Raw genomic sequence first — 14,305 nt, 5'->3', positions numbered from 1 at the left:
TTTTTTAATATAAAATATAAAATAAAAGATTAAATAAAGTATATATTTATAAGATGGCATCATTAAGTAAAGCTAGAGATGGGAGCTTACAATATTGGCCTAGGAAGAGAGTAAGAAAAGTTTTACCTAGAGTGAACTGGGAAGCATTACAAAAAAAAGAAGAAGATAAAATTTTAGGTTTCTTGTGTTATAAAGTTGGAATGAAATCGGCTCTTGTAAAAGATAATACACCTGAAAGTTTAACAAAAGGAAAAAATATAATTTTACCAATAACAATTTTAGAGGTTCCTCCTATGAAAATTTTTTCTATTAGATTTTATAAAAACAAAAAGATAATAAAAGAAATTTTAAATGAAAATCTTGATAAAGAATTAAAAAGAAAAGTTAAAATACCTAAGGAAAAGAAAAAAATTGATTTAAATAAAGAATTTGAAGAAATAAAAAAGGAAATAGATGATATAAGAATAATAGTTTATTCTAATGTAAAGAAAACTGGAATAAAAAAAACTCCAGACATATTAGAAATTGGACTTAATGGTTCTTTAGAAGAAAAAATTAATTTTATTAAAGAATATCTTAATAAAGATATTTGTATAGGAGATTTTCTAAAGATTAATCAAACTGTTGATGTTAGAGGGATAACAAAAGCGTATGGAACAGCTGGGCCTGTAAAAAGATTTGGTATTTCTTTAAGACAACATAAGTCTGAAAAGGGTGTAAGAAGGCCTGGTAGTTTAGGTCCATGGAAACCTTCTCATGTAACATTTAGAACACCTATGGCAGGGCAACTTGGATATTTTCATAGAAGTGTTTATAATTTAAAAGTATTGGATATAGGAAAAATAGAACAAAAAGATATAAATCCAAAAGGAGGATTTGAACATTTTGGAAAAATTAGAACAAATTATGTAATAATAAAAGGAAGTGTTCCTGGCAACGAAAAAGCTTGTCTTATATTAACATTACCTTTAAGAGAGAATAAAAAATCAAGAAAAGAAAATTACCAACTAATAAAAATAATTTAAAATGAAAACAAAATTAATCAATAAAAAAGGAGAACTAGAAGGGGAAATAAATTTGCCTAATTTTTTTTCTTTTCCAATAAGAGAGGATATTTGCCAAAAGTATTTTCATTCTCTTGTTTATATACAACCTCACGCACCATATAAAGAAGCAGGAAAAAGACATAGTGCTTCTGGTATAATAAGAAGAGCTAGGCATAAATGGAAAACAAGTTATGGAAGAGAAATGTCAAGAACTCCTAGAAAGATATTATGGAGACGTGGTTCGCAATTTTATTGGATTGGTGCAGAAGTGGCAAATACTCGTGGTGGTAGAAGAGCACACCCTACAAAAATTGAACATTTTTTAGTAAAGAAAAAAATAAATAAAAAAGAAAAAGAGATTGCATTAAAATCTGCACTTGCAGCAACTGCATCTTTAGAAAAAATAAAAGAAAGGTATGAAAAATTAAAAGATATCAACTTAAAAATAAATCTTCCGGTAGTAATAAAATCTGACGTTTTGGAATTAAAAACTAAAGATTTCTTTAAACTTTTAGAGAAAGTATTTAAAGAATTAAAGGATATTGCAATTCAAAAAAAGAAAATTAGAGCTGGTAAGGGTAAATTAAGGAGTAGAAAATACAAGAAAAATTCCGGTGTTCTTTTAATATTAGGAAAAAATGAAAAATTTAAAATTAAAGGAATAGAAGTTGTAAAAGTAAATGAGCTTAATATAAAAAATTTATGGCCTTTAGGAAGATTAACAATTTATACAGAAAATTCTTTAAAAGAATTAAAAGAAAGGTTTGAAAAAAATGATAATTAAACCAATAGTAACAGAAAAAACAATAAGACTAATTGAAAGTGAAAATACACTTGTATTTGAAGTAGATAGAAGAGCAAAAAAAAATGAAATAAAAAGAGAATTTGAAAAGATTTTTAATTTTAAAGTAGAAAAAATAAGAACTCTAATAAAAGATAATAAAAAAAGAGCATATATAAAATTGAAAAAAGAAAATCTTGCAATTGACTTAGCAACTAAATTAGGAGTATTATAAAATGGGAAAAAGAATTATACAACAAGCAAGAGGGCATGGAAGTTTGACATATAGAGTTAGGCCTAGTGCTTACAAATATAAAGTGGCATATCCCTCTTCAAATTATAAAGGGGAAGCAAAAATAATAGAAATAATTAATTCTAGTGCACATACTGCTCCGTTAGTTAAAATTCAAACTTCTGATAGAAAAATATTTTATAATATTGCTTCAAATGGTTTATATGAAGGACAGATTATAAAAATTAATGAAAATGAAATAAAGGAAGGTAATATATTGATGTTAAAGGATATACCAACGGGAACAAATGTTTTTAATTTAGAAAATAATCCAAATGATGGTGGAAAATTTGTTAGAACTTCTGGAAATAGTGCTAAAATAACAAAAAAAGTAAATGGAAAAGTTGCTGTTCTAATGCCAAGTAAAAAAGAAAAATGGTTTAATGAAAAATGTAGGGCAACAATAGGAATTATAGCTGGCCAAGGAAGATTAGAAAAACCATTTGTAAAAGCAGGAAATAAATATTATAAAATGAAATCAAGAAATAAATTATGGCCAAGAACTTCTGCTGTAAAGATGAATGCTGTAGATCATCCATTTGGAGGGGGAAGAGGAAAAAGAATTAAAAGTAAAATAGCAAAAAGAAATGCTCCTCCTGGGGCTAAAGTAGGACATATAAGACCTAGAAGAACTGGTTTAAGAAAAAAATAAAATGATAGAAATAGAAAAGAAAAAATTTACATTAAGAGGAAAAACTTTAGAAGAATTGAAAGAAATGGATATTCGTGAATTTGCAAAATATATAACATCTAGGGAAAGGAGAACTATATTAAGAAATTTTTCAGAAATTGAAAAAATAATAAAAAGGTGGAAAAAATATAATGAAAAGGGAAAACCTATAAGAACTCTTTATAGAGATATGATAATAGTACCACAAATGGTTGGATTAACAATATATGTTCATAATGGAAAAGAATTTGTCGCTGTAAAAATAACAGAAGATATGTTAGGACATAGATTAGGAGAATTTTCCGTAACAAGAAAAGGTGTTAAACATGGGGCACCTGGTATCGGAGCTACAAGAAGCTCTGCTTTTATGTCAGTAAAATAATAATAAAATGGAAAATAAAGAAATAAAAGAAGAAGAGAAAGAAAAGATAGATGAAAATATAGAAAAAAAGAAAATTGATAGCAAGAATAAAGAAAATTTAGAAAACAAAGAATCACATAACAATGACACAAAGAAAGAAGAAAAAAAAATTAAAGAAGTAATTGTTAGAGGAAGAGATTTATCAATATCAACAAAACATTCGGTAGCATTATGTAAATTTATTAAAGGAAAAGAAATAAAAAAAGCATTAAAGGATTTAGAATTGGTTTTAAAATTTAAAAAAGCTGTACCAATGAAAGGAGAAATTCCACATAGAAAGAATATGAAAAGTGGCAGATATCCAATAAAAGCTACAAAAACTTTTATAAAATTATTAAAAAATTTAAATGCAAATGCTGTTTATCATAACATAGAAGAACCATTTATCTTTTTTGCAAAAGCAGATAAAGCTTCAAGACCTTATAGAAGATTTGGAACAAGAAGGTTTAAGAGAACTCATATTTTAATTAAAGCAAAAGGTAAATTAGAATTAGAATAAAAAATGGAAGAAAAAAAATTTATAACTTTAAAAAAAGATGAATATGGAATAAAAGAGTATATAAAAAAGTCTTTAGGAAAGGGAAGATTTAGTTCTATCAGTGTAGAATATACTCCTATAGGAGAAAAAATAATAATCTCTACAACAAAGCCTGGATTTATTATAGGAAAAAAAGGAGAGAAAATTAATGAATTAACAAATAATCTAAAAAAAATATTCAAATTAGAAAATCCTATAATAGAAATTAGAGAGATACAAAAACCGGAATTTGATGCTGTAACAATAGCTGATGAAATTGCCCTTTCTTTAGAGAGATTAGGAAGTTCAAAATTTAAATTAATAGCATATAAAACTTTAGAAAAAATACAAAAAGCTGGAGCATTAGGAGCTGAAATAAGATTAAGTGGAAAATTGCCTAGTGCAAGGGCAAAATCTTGGAGATTTGCTTTTGGATATTTAAAAAAAACTGGAGATACTGTTAAGGTAGTAAAAAAAGCAAAAGCAACTGCACAAACTATAGCAGGAACTATAGGAATAAAGGTTAGTATATTACCTCCAAATGAAAAAATACATGATCAAATATTGATAAATGAAGAAATAAAGAGAAAAATAGAAGAAAATATAAATAGAATAAACATAAAAGAAAAAGAAGAGAAAAATAAGAAGAGTAAAAAATAAAATGGCTGTTTTGAATAAAAAAGAAATAAAAAATATGAATAAAAAAGAAAGAGAAGAAAAATTAAAAGAATTAAGATTAGAATTAATAAAAAGAAAAAATCCTGCTAATAAACAAAATAAAATAAAAATAAAAGAAATAAAAAGAGCGATCGCGAGATTGCTTAGTATTAAATAATGGATATCTGTCCAAAGTGCGGATTACCAAAAAATATATGTATATGCAGTGAAATAAGCAGAGAAAATCAAGAAATTAAAGTAATAACAGAAAAAAGAAAATTTGGAAAAATAATAACAGTAGTTAGCGGATTTGATAAAAGTGTGAATATAAAAGAGATATTAAAAGAATTAAAGAAAAAACTTGCATGTGGAGGAACAATAAAAAATAATATTATAGAATTACAAGGGGATCATAGTAAAAAAATTAAAGAAATATTAATAAATCTTGGATTTAAGGAGGGTAATATAAAATAATAATAAAATGGAAAATAAAGAAATAAAAGAAGAAGAGAAAGAAAAGATAGATGAAAATATAGAAAAAAAGAAAATTGATAGCAAGAATAAAGAAAAATGTAATGATAAAGATTGTCCTATCCATGGATATCTAAAAGTTAGAGGAAGAAAATTTGAGGGGTATGTTATAAAAAAATTTCCGAGAAGAATTGTTATAGAATTTGAGAGAACAGTTTATATAAAAAAGTATGAAAGATATTTAAAAAAGAAAACAAGATTGCATGCTAGATTACCTAAATGTATGGAAGAAAAAGTAAAAATAGGGGATTATGTATTAATACAAGAGTGTAGGCCTTTAAGTAAAATTATTCATTTTGTTTTATTAGATATAATAAAAGAAGGAAATAAAAAATGAAAGCAATATCTTCAAAAATACCTAATGCATTAAATATAGGAAGTTATGTTATAGCTGCTGATAATTCTGGCGCAAGAATAGTTAAGATTATTGGGGTAAAGAAAAAAAAATCTAGAAAAGGTAGGCAAGCTCGTTGCGGAATTGGAGATTGGGTAAAGGTTAGTGTAAGGGAAGGTAATCCTGAAATGAAAGGAAAAGTATTTGATGCCGTTGTCATAAGACAAAAAAAACCAATAAGAAGAAAAAATGGAGAAAGAATAGCTTTTACAGATAATGCTGTTGTATTACTAAAAGATGAAAAGGGAAATCCAAAAGGGACTCAAATAAAAGGTCCTATACCAAGGGAAATTTCAGAAAGATGGAAAGAAATAGCTAAAATAGCATTAATAATAGTTTAAAATGAAAAAAAAATTTTCAATTAAGTGGAAATCGAGTAAGCAAAAAAGAAAACAAAGAAAGTATAGATTTAATGCTCCTCTTCACATAAGAAAAAAATTAATTTCGGCGAATTTATCAAAAGAATTGAGAAAAAAGTATAATAGAAGAAGTTTTCCTTTAAGAAAGGGGGATCTAGTTAAAATTATGAGAGGATCTTTTAAAGGGAAAAGTGGAAAAATAGAAAAAATTAATTTAAAAAAATTAAAAGTAAGTATCGAAGGAATACAAAAACAAAAGAAAGATGGAACTAAAATAAATATTTGGTTTGATCCATCTAAATTACAAATAATTGAATTAAATTTAGAAGATAAAAAAAGATTAAAAAAACTAGAAGATAAAAATGCACAGAAAAAGACAATCAATGCCTAAAACATGGCCTTTACCAAGAAAAGGTACTAAATATATTTCTTCTAGTGGAAACTTTCTCTCTATTCCTGTATATGTTATTATAAGAGATATAATAAGAATTGTTAATAATAGAAAGGATGTAAAAAAAATAATAAAAGAGGGAAGAATTTTTGTTAATAATAAAAAAATTAAAGATGAAAAATTTCCAGTACAATTGAAAGATATAATAGAAATAGATAAGAAAATTTATACTCTGGATTTAAACGAAAATAAAAAATTAACAATAAAAGAAATTTTAAATGAAAAAAAAGAAATTATTGCAAAAATTCTAAATAAGAAAAAGATTGATAAAAATAAAATACAAATAAATTGTACAAATGGAAGAAATTATTTAATAGATTATAAAGAAAATAAAAACATAAAGATAGGAGATTCTGTTTTATTTGATTTAAATAATAAAAAAATAATTGAGATATTACCATTAAAAGAAGGGAGTAAAGTTTTAGTAATTAATGGAAAACATATTGGAAAGAGAGGAATAATAGAAAAAATAGATAAAGAAAAAAATATAGCAACCATAAAAATTTCTCAAGAAAAAATAAATGCTTTGTTAGATTATATAATGGTAGAAAAATGAAAAATAATAATATAATGAGAAATATAGAAATAGAAAAAGTTGTTTTAAGTATAGGTGGTAGTGGAGATAAACTTGAAAGGGGAGTAAAATTATTAGAAAGAATTACAGGAAAAAAACCAAAAAAAGTAAAATCAAAAAAGAGAATACCTTCTTTAAATGTTAGACCGGGATTAGAAGTTGGAGCTTTTGTAACACTAAGAAAAAAAGAAGCAATTGAATTACTAAAAAAATTATTAGTTGCAAAAGATAATACTTTAAATAAAAAACAAATTTCAGAGAACTCTTTTTCTTTTGGAATAAAAGAGTATATAGAAATACCTGGAATATCTTATCAAAGAGATGTAGGAATAATAGGATTGGATGTTAGTGTAAGTTTTTGTAGAAGTGGAAAAAGAGTTAGTATAAGAAAAATAAAAAAAGGAAAATTACCTGCTAAACAAAATGTCTCTAAAGAGGAAATAATTAAATTTATGGAGGAAAATTTTAAAACAAAAATAAAATGACAGCAAGTGATTGGAAAAAAATATTAAAACAAATAGAAAAAAAACCTGCAAAAAAAGAAAAATTTATTAGACATAATAAACCAAAAGAAAGAAAAACCGGAATAGCTTCAAAAAAATGTTTTAGATGTGGAAGATTTGGTGCACATATATCGTCTTACGGGTTAGATTTGTGTAGGCAATGCTTTAGAGAAATTGCTAATGAATTGGGATTTAAAAAATACTCATAGAAAATGTCACATGATGTTGTTGCTGATGGATTATGTAAGATAATGAATGCGAAAAAAGCGAGAAAAAAAGAAGTTTTAGTTAGTTATTACTCCAAACTTCTTTTATCTATTTTGGAATTAGCTAAAAAAAATAACTATATAAAAGATTATTTTATTGATAAAGAAAAAAAATTAAGAATTACAATAGGAGAATTAAATGAGTGTAAAGCAATTAAACCTCGATTTGATGTACAAATTAAGGATATAGAAAAATATGTTAGGAGATATTTGCCTGCAAGAAATTTTGGAATTATTATTATATCTACAAGTAAAGGGATAATGACACATTATGAAGCTTTAGAAAAAAACTTAGGCGGTTCTCTTATTGCATATTTTTATTAAAAATGAAAACAAAAATTGAAGAAATAATAGAAATACCAGAAGGAATGAATTTTGAAATAGATGGGAAAATATTAAAAATAAAAAGTAATGATAAAGAAGATAAAATATTATTGAAAGGAAATTTTGATATAATAAAAGAAAAAAATAAAATAGTCTTATTTAAAGAAAAGGCAACAAGAAAAAATAAAAGAGATATAAAAACAATTAAAGCAAAAATAAAAAACGCTATAGAAGGATTAAGAGAAAAATATGTTTATAAATTACAGATTTGTTATGTCCATTTTCCGATATCCGTTAGTATTAAAGATAATTATTTGATAATAAAAAATTTTCTTGGAGAAAAAAAAGAAAGAAAAGCTCTTATATTAGATGACGTTAATGTAAGAATTGAAAAAGATATTATAATTGTAGAAAGCCATGATAAAGAAAAAGCTGGCCAAACAGCAGCAAATATAGAACAAGCTACTAGAATAACGAAAAGAGATAGAAGAATTTTTCAAGATGGAATTTTTATTATAGAAAAATGTAAAGGGAGGAGAAAATAAAATGAAAAGAAAATTTCTAAGAAGAGGAACAACTTATTATATAAGATTAGGAAAAAGGCAGAAAAAAAAACAAAAATGGAGAAGACAAAGAGGAAGGCATAGTAAAATAAGAGTAAGAAAAAAAGGTAGGTTAAAAAAAGTTCAAATTGGTTTTGGAAAAAGTAAAAAAAATAAATTTTTACTTAAAGGAAAATTACCAATCTTAGTAAATAATATTTATGATTTAAAGAAAGTTGATAAAGAAAAAAATATAGTTATAATATCTTCAAAAATTGGAAAAAAGAAAAGAAAACAAATTATAGAAGAAGCAAAGAACAAAAATATAGAAATCTTAAATATAAAAAAAGGAGAAAAAAATGAATCTTAAAAAAAAGAAGAAATTAGTTGCAAGGGTTATGAATGTCGGAATAGATAGAATTATATTCAATGAAACAAGATTAGATGAGATAAAAGAAGCAATAACAAGAAAAGACATAATCGATTTAATTAAAGATAAAGCAATTATAATAAAAGAAAAAAAAGGGAGAAGAAAAAAAGAAAAAAGAAAAAGAAGGAGAGGGCCTGGAAAAATAAAAAAGAAAATAAAGAATAGAAAAAAAGAATATGTTATAAGGGTAAGAAAACAAAGAAATCATTTAAAAAAATTAAAAGAACAAGGAAAAATATCAAAAGAAAGGTATAATGAAATAAGAAAAAAAATAAAACAAAATAAATTTAAAGATATTAAGCACTTAATGGAGGAATTAAAAAAATGAAGATTGTAGTAAAAATGAAAAGAAGAAGAGAAGGAAAAACAGATTACAAAGCAAGAATAGAGATGTTAAAAAGTAATTTACCGAGGATAGTTTTTAGAAAAACAAATAGGTACATAATTGGATCTTATGTAATATCAAAAAATGCACAAGATTTTGTTATTGTAAGCGTTAATTCAAAAGAATTAAGAAAATATGGATGGAATGATTATAATGCCAAAAATCTTACAGCTTGTTATCTAAGCGGATTTTTATTAGGAAAAAAAATAATAAAAAAAGATATTAGTAAAGAATGTATATTAGACATAGGATTATTAAGAAATATTAAAGGTTCAAAAATATATTCTTTTGTTAAAGGATTAAAAGAAAGCGGTATAAAAATTAAATGTAAAGAAGAAATGTTTCCTAAAGAAGAAAGAATAGTAAAAAATAAATTTTTTGAATATATAAAAAATAAAATAGAAAATGAATTTGAAGGAAGATAAAATGAATGATAAGGAAGAAGAAATAGAGGAAGTTTTAAAGGAAGTAGATAGTAGTATTGAAGAATTAGAAAAAGAAGAAATAGAAGAAAAGGAAAAAATAAAAGAAAGATTAGTTAATTGGAAACCTAAAACAGAAATAGGTAAGTTAGTAAAAGAAGGAAAAATTAAAGACATTGATGAAATTTTAGATAAGTATAAGATATTAGAAGTAGAAATTATAGATTCTTTATTAGATCTTAAAATAGAATTATTAAAAATAGGACAATCAAAAGGAAAATTTGGTGGTGGAAAAAGAAGAATTTGGAAGCAAACACAAAAGAAAACAGCAGAGGGTAATGTTCCTACTTTTGCATGTATGGCTGTTGTTGGAGATGAAAATGGACATGTTGGAATTGGTTACGGAAAAGCTAAAGAAACTTTACCTGCCAGAGAAAAAGCAATAAGGAAAGCAAAACTAAATATAATAAAAATAAAAAGAGGGTGTGGTAGTTTTGATTGTAATTGTAAAGAATCACATAGTATTCCATTTAAGGTTAATGGTAAATGTGGAAGTGCAGAGATTATTTTAATACCTGCTCCTCAAGGTACAGGTTTGGTTGCTGGGGATGAAATAAAAAAGATATTAAGATTAGCTGGAATAAAAGATATTTATAGTAGAAGCTTTGGGCAAACAAGAACAACAATAAATTTTGCAAAAGCATGCATAAATGCTTTAAAAAAATTAAAATGATAGCTATAATAAGAATAAGGGGCTTAGTAGATGTAAGAAGAGATATAAAAGAAGCTCTTTATAGATTAAGGCTAAGAAAAAAATTTTCTTGTGTAGTTGTTAATGAAAATAAACAAATAGAAGGAATTTTAAAAAAAATAAGAAATTATGTTACTTATGGAAAAATAAATGAGGATACTTTAAAATTATTGATAGAAAAAAGAGGTAAAAAAGTTGGTAATAAACTAGTAAAAAAAGAGGAAATAAATAAGATTATAGAAGAAATAAAAAATAATAAAATAAAAACAATAAAACCATTTTTTAGATTACATCCTCCTCGAGGTGGATTAAAAAATATAAAACAACACTATCCTAAAGGAGATTTAGGTGACAGAAAAGAAAAAATAAATGAATTAATAAAAAGAATGTTATAAAATGAAATTAGTAAAAAGAAAAAGATCTAGAAGATTTCATGGAACAAGATTGTGGGGAAAAAATTCAAAAAAAGCTAAGGGCTCTGGAAATAGAGGTGGAAAGGGAATGGCCGGAACTGGAAAAAGAGCAGACCAGCGAAAAACATATATTTTAAGATATTATGATAATTATTTCGGGAAAAGAGGATTTAAATCAAAAAAAGAAAAAAAAACAACAATTAATATTGATGAATTACAGGATAAATTAGAAAAATTTATTAAAGAAGGTAAAGCAAAAATAACTAACGAAGGAATTTTTTTAAATTTAGAAGATTATAAAATATTAGGTAGAGGAGATATAAAAGATAAATTAATAATCAAAGCTTATTCTTTCTCAAAAAAAGCAAAGGAAAAAATAGAAAAAGCTGGGGGTAAATGTGAAAATTTAAAAAAAGAATAATTTTAATATTTATAATATTATTAGAGAATTAAATTTTTTATGATATTTTGAAAATGGTGCTTGAGAAGATATTGACCTTTATACCAGAAGTAAAAAAACCTTCAGAGAAAAGATTAGCTTTCAACATAAAATTAAAATGGACATTAATTGTTTTGGTATGTTTTTTTGTTTTAGCAAATATTCCTTTATTCGGATTAAAAGAAAATGCTTTACAAAGATTCCAATATCTTGCGATTATATTTGGAACAGATTTTGGTAGTATAATTAGTTTGGGTATAGGGCCAATAGTTATGGCTTCTATTGTATTACAATTACTCGTAGGAAGTAAAATATTAAATATAGATTTAACAAAAGAAGAAGGAAAAAAATACTTTCAAGGTTTACAAAAAATAGCTATAATATTTTTTATAATATTTGAAGCATGTGTTTACGTTTTAATGAAAGGTTTAGAGGCAATTCCTGGTTATACAGCAATAGTTATATTTCAACTTATTCTTGGAGGTTTAGCAATAATGTTATTAGATGATTTAGTACAGAAATGGGGTTTTGGTTCTGGTGTAAGTTTATTTATTGCTGCTGGAGTTGGATGGAGATTATTTAATGGATTATTTCAATTTATTAGTATTGATGGTGGAAATTGTTTAATTAAATTTAGTGGGCAGTCTGGAGAAGTTGTAGAATGCGGTGGTAAAGTTTTAGTTTTTTTACAATCTTTAGTAAATCAAAATCCACAAGGTGCATTACAAGCTTTAATAGTAATAATTGTTACCACCATCATATTTGGTATTGTTGTTTGGGCACAATCTTTAAAAGTAGAGGTTCCTTTAAGTTTTGATAGATTAAGAGGTTATAGTATAAGATGGCCTCTCGCTTTTTTTTATACATCGGTTATACCTGTTATTCTAACAGCTGCTTTAATTGCTAATTTGCAATTATTTGGAGGATTACTTCAAAACTGGAGAGGTCATGGAACTTTTCTAGGAGTATTTGAAGGTGGAAAAGCTGTAGGTGGTTTAGCATATTGGATATCTGATCCAAATCCTAATTTGATTCAACAAATGATAACATCAACTCTAAATGCAAGAAGTGTTTCACAAATGATAATTCATATTTTGTGTTATATTTTCTTCTCTGTTTTATTTGCATTTTTTTGGGTTAAAACTTCTGGATTAGATGCTGCTTCTCAAGCAAAAAATATAATTTCTTCTGGATTACAAATACCTGGTTTTAGAAAAGACGAGAGGATTTTAGAAAGTGTATTAGATAGATATATCCTTCCTTTAACAATTATGGGAGGTGCTGCTATAGGATTATTAGCTTCATTAGCAAACATGTTAGGAGCGATAGTCTCTGGAACAGCAATTTTATTAGGTGTAATGATAATATATCAATTTTATCAGAATATTGCACAACAACATGCAATGGATATGTATCCTGCTTTAAAGAGATTTATACAATAAAAGCAATTATTTAAAAACTAAAAAAATTTTAAAAATAAAAATGAACATAGAAGAATTTATAGGAAAAAACCCAAAATTAGGTATCTTAATAATTTCTTTAATAGTTACTATTATCGTAACTTTAATAAATAAATATACTACTAATCAACAAAAGATAAAAGAAATAAAAGAAAAACAAAAAAAATTACAAGAAGAATTAAAAAAAAATAGAAATAATAAAGAAAAAATTTTAGAAATACAAAAAGAAATAATGTTATATAGCAGTGAACTTATGAAGTATAGTTTTAAACCTATGATTTTTACTTTAATTCCCCTATTAGTTTTATTTAGTTGGTTAAAAAATGTTTTTATTAATACACCATTAGAAAAATCTTGGATTTGGTGGTATATTCTTTTTAGTTTAATTTTTAACTTAATATTTAAAAAAATTTTAAAAACAGAATAAAATGGTAAATGAAAATTATATTTTACAAATAAGTTTAATACAAGAAGAAGCAAGAAAATTAGAAGAACAACTTTCAATAATAAATCAACAAATAATGGAATTTATGAGTATAAAAGAATCCTTAAAATACATTAAAGAAAAAAACAAAAAAACTTTGTTATCTTTAGGAAAGGGTATATTTGTAGAAACTGAGATAAAGAATAAAGAATTATTTGTTAATGTTGGAAATGGTGTAGTTTTAAAAAAAACTATAGAAGAAACAAAGGAAATTATTAACAAACAATTAGAAGAACTTGAAAGATTAAAAAATCAAATAGTTATTAACATAGAAATATTAAGTTTAGAATTAGAAAAAATTATTGAAAAAATTAATGAAAATAAAAAAATAAAAAATTAAATTATTTATTTTTAACTTTTTTTAAAAATTTATCATAACTCAATATTCCATATTCAGAAATTATTGCTTTAATATATTTTTTATTTACTATTTCAAAGGCAGGATTTCTTATTTTTACATTTTTTGGGGCATTATTCCAAATCTCATTTATATTTCTTTCTTCTATTTTTATTTTTTTAGGATAATATTTCCAAGAATCTGCTAAAAGATAAACTGGAATTTTATTATAAAAAGCTAACTTAGAAATTACTTCTGATCCTACTTTATTTATTACAAAATTATCTAAGATGGCATCTGCTCCTAAAAAAACTTTATTAACTTTTTTTGTCCCTTGTTTTTTTTCTAGCGCAATATTTATTGCACTATCAATAAACATAGTTACTTTTATTCCTACTTTACTTAACTCTTTTGAGGTTTTTCTTCCCTGATACAATGGTCTAGTTTCTGTATTATAAACCTGAAATTTTTTTCCTTTTTTCTTACAATAAATTAAAGCTTGGACAACTGAAGTAGAATGACAATGAGTCATAATAATATCTCCATCTTTTATTAATTTAAAAACAAAATTATTAATTTTATTTTGTGTTTCTATAAAATGATTTAAAATTTCTTTTTTTGTCATACCTTCGTCAAATTTTTTTAAAATATTAATAAGTAAAGGTTCTGTAGGTCGTGCATTTATTAATTTATTTTTTGTTTTTTTTGTTTTTGATAAAGAATATGCATAAAGAGCAGATTTTGCAATATTTGTTGCTCCTTGAATCTTTACAGATTTTATATCTTTTATTATTTTATTTATTATTTCCTCTTTTTTCATTTATTTAATAGATAAACAAGATTTAAATATCTTATT

At 24.5% G+C, this 14,305-nt stretch carries 27 protein-coding genes; 26 read left to right on the top strand and 1 reads right to left on the bottom strand.

What is annotated here, in order from left to right; genetic code table 11:
* The first annotated feature begins 53 nt into the window (after positions 1–53).
* From rplC to pfdA, 26 genes are all read left to right on the top strand, one after another.
* The gene (gene rplC / locus QW117_01655; protein ID MEM3405659.1) at positions 54–1,025 is read left to right on the top strand and encodes a 50S ribosomal protein L3; all 972 of its coding nucleotides are present in this window, start codon (positions 54–56) and stop codon (positions 1,023–1,025) included.
* Position 1,026: 1 nt separating this feature from the next.
* Complete coding sequence (rplD, locus tag QW117_01650; GenBank protein ID MEM3405658.1) at positions 1,027–1,830, top strand: 50S ribosomal protein L4; 804 nt, start codon at positions 1,027–1,029, stop codon at positions 1,828–1,830.
* Positions 1,820–2,062, top strand: a complete 243-nt coding sequence (locus tag QW117_01645) for a 50S ribosomal protein L23 (GenBank protein ID MEM3405657.1) — start codon at positions 1,820–1,822, stop codon at positions 2,060–2,062. The genes rplD and QW117_01645 overlap by 11 nt, the downstream gene beginning before the upstream one ends.
* A gap of 1 nt (position 2,063) precedes the next feature.
* Positions 2,064–2,771: a 50S ribosomal protein L2 gene (locus tag QW117_01640; protein MEM3405656.1), complete on the top strand. Its 708-nt coding sequence runs from the start codon at positions 2,064–2,066 to the stop codon at positions 2,769–2,771.
* 1 nt (position 2,772) lies between these two features.
* Positions 2,773–3,171: a 30S ribosomal protein S19 gene (locus QW117_01635; protein ID MEM3405655.1), complete on the top strand. Its 399-nt coding sequence runs from the start codon at positions 2,773–2,775 to the stop codon at positions 3,169–3,171.
* Between the two features lie 7 nt (positions 3,172–3,178).
* Positions 3,179–3,709 carry an uL22 family ribosomal protein gene (locus tag QW117_01630; protein ID MEM3405654.1) on the top strand — a complete coding sequence of 177 codons (531 nt, stop codon included), beginning with the start codon at positions 3,179–3,181 and terminating at the stop codon, positions 3,707–3,709.
* Between the two features lie 3 nt (positions 3,710–3,712).
* Positions 3,713–4,387 (top strand): 30S ribosomal protein S3, encoded by a 675-nt coding sequence (locus QW117_01625; protein MEM3405653.1) that lies wholly within the window; start codon positions 3,713–3,715, stop codon positions 4,385–4,387.
* 1 nt (position 4,388) lies between these two features.
* Positions 4,389–4,562 (top strand): 50S ribosomal protein L29, encoded by a 174-nt coding sequence (gene rpmC, locus QW117_01620; GenBank protein MEM3405652.1) that lies wholly within the window; start codon positions 4,389–4,391, stop codon positions 4,560–4,562.
* Positions 4,559–4,858 (top strand): stress response translation initiation inhibitor YciH, encoded by a 300-nt coding sequence (gene yciH, locus QW117_01615; GenBank protein MEM3405651.1) that lies wholly within the window; start codon positions 4,559–4,561, stop codon positions 4,856–4,858. Before rpmC ends, yciH begins: the two co-directional genes overlap by 4 nt.
* A 7-nt stretch (positions 4,859–4,865) precedes the next feature.
* A complete protein-coding gene (locus tag QW117_01610) occupies positions 4,866–5,252 on the top strand; it encodes a 30S ribosomal protein S17 (GenBank protein MEM3405650.1) in 387 nt (128 codons plus the stop codon).
* Positions 5,249–5,650: an uL14 family ribosomal protein gene (locus QW117_01605; GenBank protein MEM3405649.1), complete on the top strand. Its 402-nt coding sequence runs from the start codon at positions 5,249–5,251 to the stop codon at positions 5,648–5,650. The genes QW117_01610 and QW117_01605 overlap by 4 nt, the downstream gene beginning before the upstream one ends.
* A 1-nt stretch (position 5,651) precedes the next feature.
* Entirely contained in the window at positions 5,652–6,059 is a 408-nt protein-coding gene (gene rplX / locus QW117_01600) for a 50S ribosomal protein L24 (protein MEM3405648.1), read from the top strand.
* Complete coding sequence (locus tag QW117_01595) at positions 6,031–6,675, top strand: S4 domain-containing protein (protein ID MEM3405647.1); 645 nt, start codon at positions 6,031–6,033, stop codon at positions 6,673–6,675. The genes rplX and QW117_01595 overlap by 29 nt, the downstream gene beginning before the upstream one ends.
* Positions 6,672–7,178 (top strand): 50S ribosomal protein L5, encoded by a 507-nt coding sequence (locus QW117_01590; protein ID MEM3405646.1) that lies wholly within the window; start codon positions 6,672–6,674, stop codon positions 7,176–7,178. Before QW117_01595 ends, QW117_01590 begins: the two co-directional genes overlap by 4 nt.
* Before the next feature lie 65 nt (positions 7,179–7,243).
* The gene (locus QW117_01585; GenBank protein ID MEM3405645.1) at positions 7,244–7,405 is read left to right on the top strand and encodes a 30S ribosomal protein S14; all 162 of its coding nucleotides are present in this window, start codon (positions 7,244–7,246) and stop codon (positions 7,403–7,405) included.
* A gap of 3 nt (positions 7,406–7,408) precedes the next feature.
* On the top strand, positions 7,409–7,786 hold the full coding sequence (locus QW117_01580) for a 30S ribosomal protein S8 (GenBank protein ID MEM3405644.1): 378 nt from the start codon (positions 7,409–7,411) through the stop codon (positions 7,784–7,786).
* Positions 7,787–7,788: 2 nt separating this feature from the next.
* Positions 7,789–8,331, top strand: coding sequence for a 50S ribosomal protein L6 (rplF, locus tag QW117_01575; GenBank protein MEM3405643.1), 543 nt, complete (start codon positions 7,789–7,791; stop codon positions 8,329–8,331).
* Position 8,332: 1 nt separating this feature from the next.
* Positions 8,333–8,698, top strand: coding sequence for an eL32 family ribosomal protein (locus QW117_01570; protein ID MEM3405642.1), 366 nt, complete (start codon positions 8,333–8,335; stop codon positions 8,696–8,698).
* A complete protein-coding gene (locus tag QW117_01565; GenBank protein ID MEM3405641.1) occupies positions 8,688–9,086 on the top strand; it encodes a 50S ribosomal protein L19e in 399 nt (132 codons plus the stop codon). The genes QW117_01570 and QW117_01565 overlap by 11 nt, the downstream gene beginning before the upstream one ends.
* Positions 9,083–9,568: a 50S ribosomal protein L18 gene (locus QW117_01560; protein ID MEM3405640.1), complete on the top strand. Its 486-nt coding sequence runs from the start codon at positions 9,083–9,085 to the stop codon at positions 9,566–9,568. The genes QW117_01565 and QW117_01560 overlap by 4 nt, the downstream gene beginning before the upstream one ends.
* Before the next feature lies 1 nt (position 9,569).
* Complete coding sequence (locus tag QW117_01555) at positions 9,570–10,298, top strand: 30S ribosomal protein S5 (GenBank protein ID MEM3405639.1); 729 nt, start codon at positions 9,570–9,572, stop codon at positions 10,296–10,298.
* The gene (locus QW117_01550; protein MEM3405638.1) at positions 10,295–10,711 is read left to right on the top strand and encodes a 50S ribosomal protein L30; all 417 of its coding nucleotides are present in this window, start codon (positions 10,295–10,297) and stop codon (positions 10,709–10,711) included. Before QW117_01555 ends, QW117_01550 begins: the two co-directional genes overlap by 4 nt.
* 1 nt (position 10,712) lies before the next feature.
* Positions 10,713–11,150, top strand: coding sequence for an uL15m family ribosomal protein (locus QW117_01545; protein MEM3405637.1), 438 nt, complete (start codon positions 10,713–10,715; stop codon positions 11,148–11,150).
* 53 nt (positions 11,151–11,203) lie between these two features.
* Positions 11,204–12,610, top strand: a complete 1,407-nt coding sequence (gene secY, locus QW117_01540; protein MEM3405636.1) for a preprotein translocase subunit SecY — start codon at positions 11,204–11,206, stop codon at positions 12,608–12,610.
* 40 nt (positions 12,611–12,650) lie between these two features.
* Complete coding sequence (locus QW117_01535) at positions 12,651–13,055, top strand: EMC3/TMCO1 family protein (GenBank protein MEM3405635.1); 405 nt, start codon at positions 12,651–12,653, stop codon at positions 13,053–13,055.
* A 1-nt stretch (position 13,056) separates the two neighbouring features.
* Positions 13,057–13,452, top strand: a complete 396-nt coding sequence (pfdA, locus tag QW117_01530) for a prefoldin subunit alpha (protein MEM3405634.1) — start codon at positions 13,057–13,059, stop codon at positions 13,450–13,452.
* Position 13,453: 1 nt separating this feature from the next.
* Here pfdA and QW117_01525 read toward each other — a convergent pair whose 3' ends face one another.
* The gene (locus QW117_01525) at positions 13,454–14,269 is read right to left on the bottom strand and encodes a hypothetical protein (protein MEM3405633.1); all 816 of its coding nucleotides are present in this window, start codon (positions 14,267–14,269) and stop codon (positions 13,454–13,456) included.
* Between the last annotated feature and the right edge of the window lie 36 nt (positions 14,270–14,305).

The sequence above is a fragment of the Candidatus Pacearchaeota archaeon genome (assembly GCA_038874355.1).
Classification (GTDB): Archaea; Nanobdellota; Nanobdellia; order Pacearchaeales; family GW2011-AR1; genus JAVZCO01.
The sequence above is the reverse complement of the archived record's forward strand: the minus strand, read 5'-3'. Positions and strand labels throughout refer to the sequence as shown.

Excerpts from the sequence above, each read along its gene's own strand:
- rplC (MEM3405659.1), top strand. The coding sequence starts at position 54 with ATGGCATCATTAAGTAAAGCTAGAGATGGGAGCTTACAATATTGGCCT.
- rplD (MEM3405658.1), top strand. The coding sequence starts at position 1,027 with ATGAAAACAAAATTAATCAATAAAAAAGGAGAACTAGAAGGGGAAATA.
- QW117_01645 (MEM3405657.1), top strand. The coding sequence starts at position 1,820 with ATGATAATTAAACCAATAGTAACAGAAAAAACAATAAGACTAATTGAA.
- QW117_01640 (MEM3405656.1), top strand. The coding sequence starts at position 2,064 with ATGGGAAAAAGAATTATACAACAAGCAAGAGGGCATGGAAGTTTGACA.
- QW117_01635 (MEM3405655.1), top strand. The coding sequence starts at position 2,773 with ATGATAGAAATAGAAAAGAAAAAATTTACATTAAGAGGAAAAACTTTA.
- QW117_01630 (MEM3405654.1), top strand. The coding sequence starts at position 3,179 with ATGGAAAATAAAGAAATAAAAGAAGAAGAGAAAGAAAAGATAGATGAA.
- QW117_01625 (MEM3405653.1), top strand. The coding sequence starts at position 3,713 with ATGGAAGAAAAAAAATTTATAACTTTAAAAAAAGATGAATATGGAATA.
- rpmC (MEM3405652.1), top strand. The coding sequence starts at position 4,389 with ATGGCTGTTTTGAATAAAAAAGAAATAAAAAATATGAATAAAAAAGAA.
- QW117_01610 (MEM3405650.1), top strand. The coding sequence starts at position 4,866 with ATGGAAAATAAAGAAATAAAAGAAGAAGAGAAAGAAAAGATAGATGAA.
- QW117_01605 (MEM3405649.1), top strand. The coding sequence starts at position 5,249 with ATGAAAGCAATATCTTCAAAAATACCTAATGCATTAAATATAGGAAGT.
- rplX (MEM3405648.1), top strand. The coding sequence starts at position 5,652 with ATGAAAAAAAAATTTTCAATTAAGTGGAAATCGAGTAAGCAAAAAAGA.
- QW117_01595 (MEM3405647.1), top strand. The coding sequence starts at position 6,031 with ATGCACAGAAAAAGACAATCAATGCCTAAAACATGGCCTTTACCAAGA.
- QW117_01590 (MEM3405646.1), top strand. The coding sequence starts at position 6,672 with ATGAAAAATAATAATATAATGAGAAATATAGAAATAGAAAAAGTTGTT.
- QW117_01580 (MEM3405644.1), top strand. The coding sequence starts at position 7,409 with ATGTCACATGATGTTGTTGCTGATGGATTATGTAAGATAATGAATGCG.
- rplF (MEM3405643.1), top strand. The coding sequence starts at position 7,789 with ATGAAAACAAAAATTGAAGAAATAATAGAAATACCAGAAGGAATGAAT.
- QW117_01570 (MEM3405642.1), top strand. The coding sequence starts at position 8,333 with ATGAAAAGAAAATTTCTAAGAAGAGGAACAACTTATTATATAAGATTA.
- QW117_01565 (MEM3405641.1), top strand. The coding sequence starts at position 8,688 with ATGAATCTTAAAAAAAAGAAGAAATTAGTTGCAAGGGTTATGAATGTC.
- QW117_01560 (MEM3405640.1), top strand. The coding sequence starts at position 9,083 with ATGAAGATTGTAGTAAAAATGAAAAGAAGAAGAGAAGGAAAAACAGAT.
- QW117_01555 (MEM3405639.1), top strand. The coding sequence starts at position 9,570 with ATGAATGATAAGGAAGAAGAAATAGAGGAAGTTTTAAAGGAAGTAGAT.
- QW117_01550 (MEM3405638.1), top strand. The coding sequence starts at position 10,295 with ATGATAGCTATAATAAGAATAAGGGGCTTAGTAGATGTAAGAAGAGAT.
- QW117_01545 (MEM3405637.1), top strand. The coding sequence starts at position 10,713 with ATGAAATTAGTAAAAAGAAAAAGATCTAGAAGATTTCATGGAACAAGA.
- secY (MEM3405636.1), top strand. The coding sequence starts at position 11,204 with ATGGTGCTTGAGAAGATATTGACCTTTATACCAGAAGTAAAAAAACCT.
- QW117_01535 (MEM3405635.1), top strand. The coding sequence starts at position 12,651 with ATGAACATAGAAGAATTTATAGGAAAAAACCCAAAATTAGGTATCTTA.
- pfdA (MEM3405634.1), top strand. The coding sequence starts at position 13,057 with ATGGTAAATGAAAATTATATTTTACAAATAAGTTTAATACAAGAAGAA.
- QW117_01525 (MEM3405633.1), bottom strand. The coding sequence starts at position 14,269 with ATGAAAAAAGAGGAAATAATAAATAAAATAATAAAAGATATAAAATCT.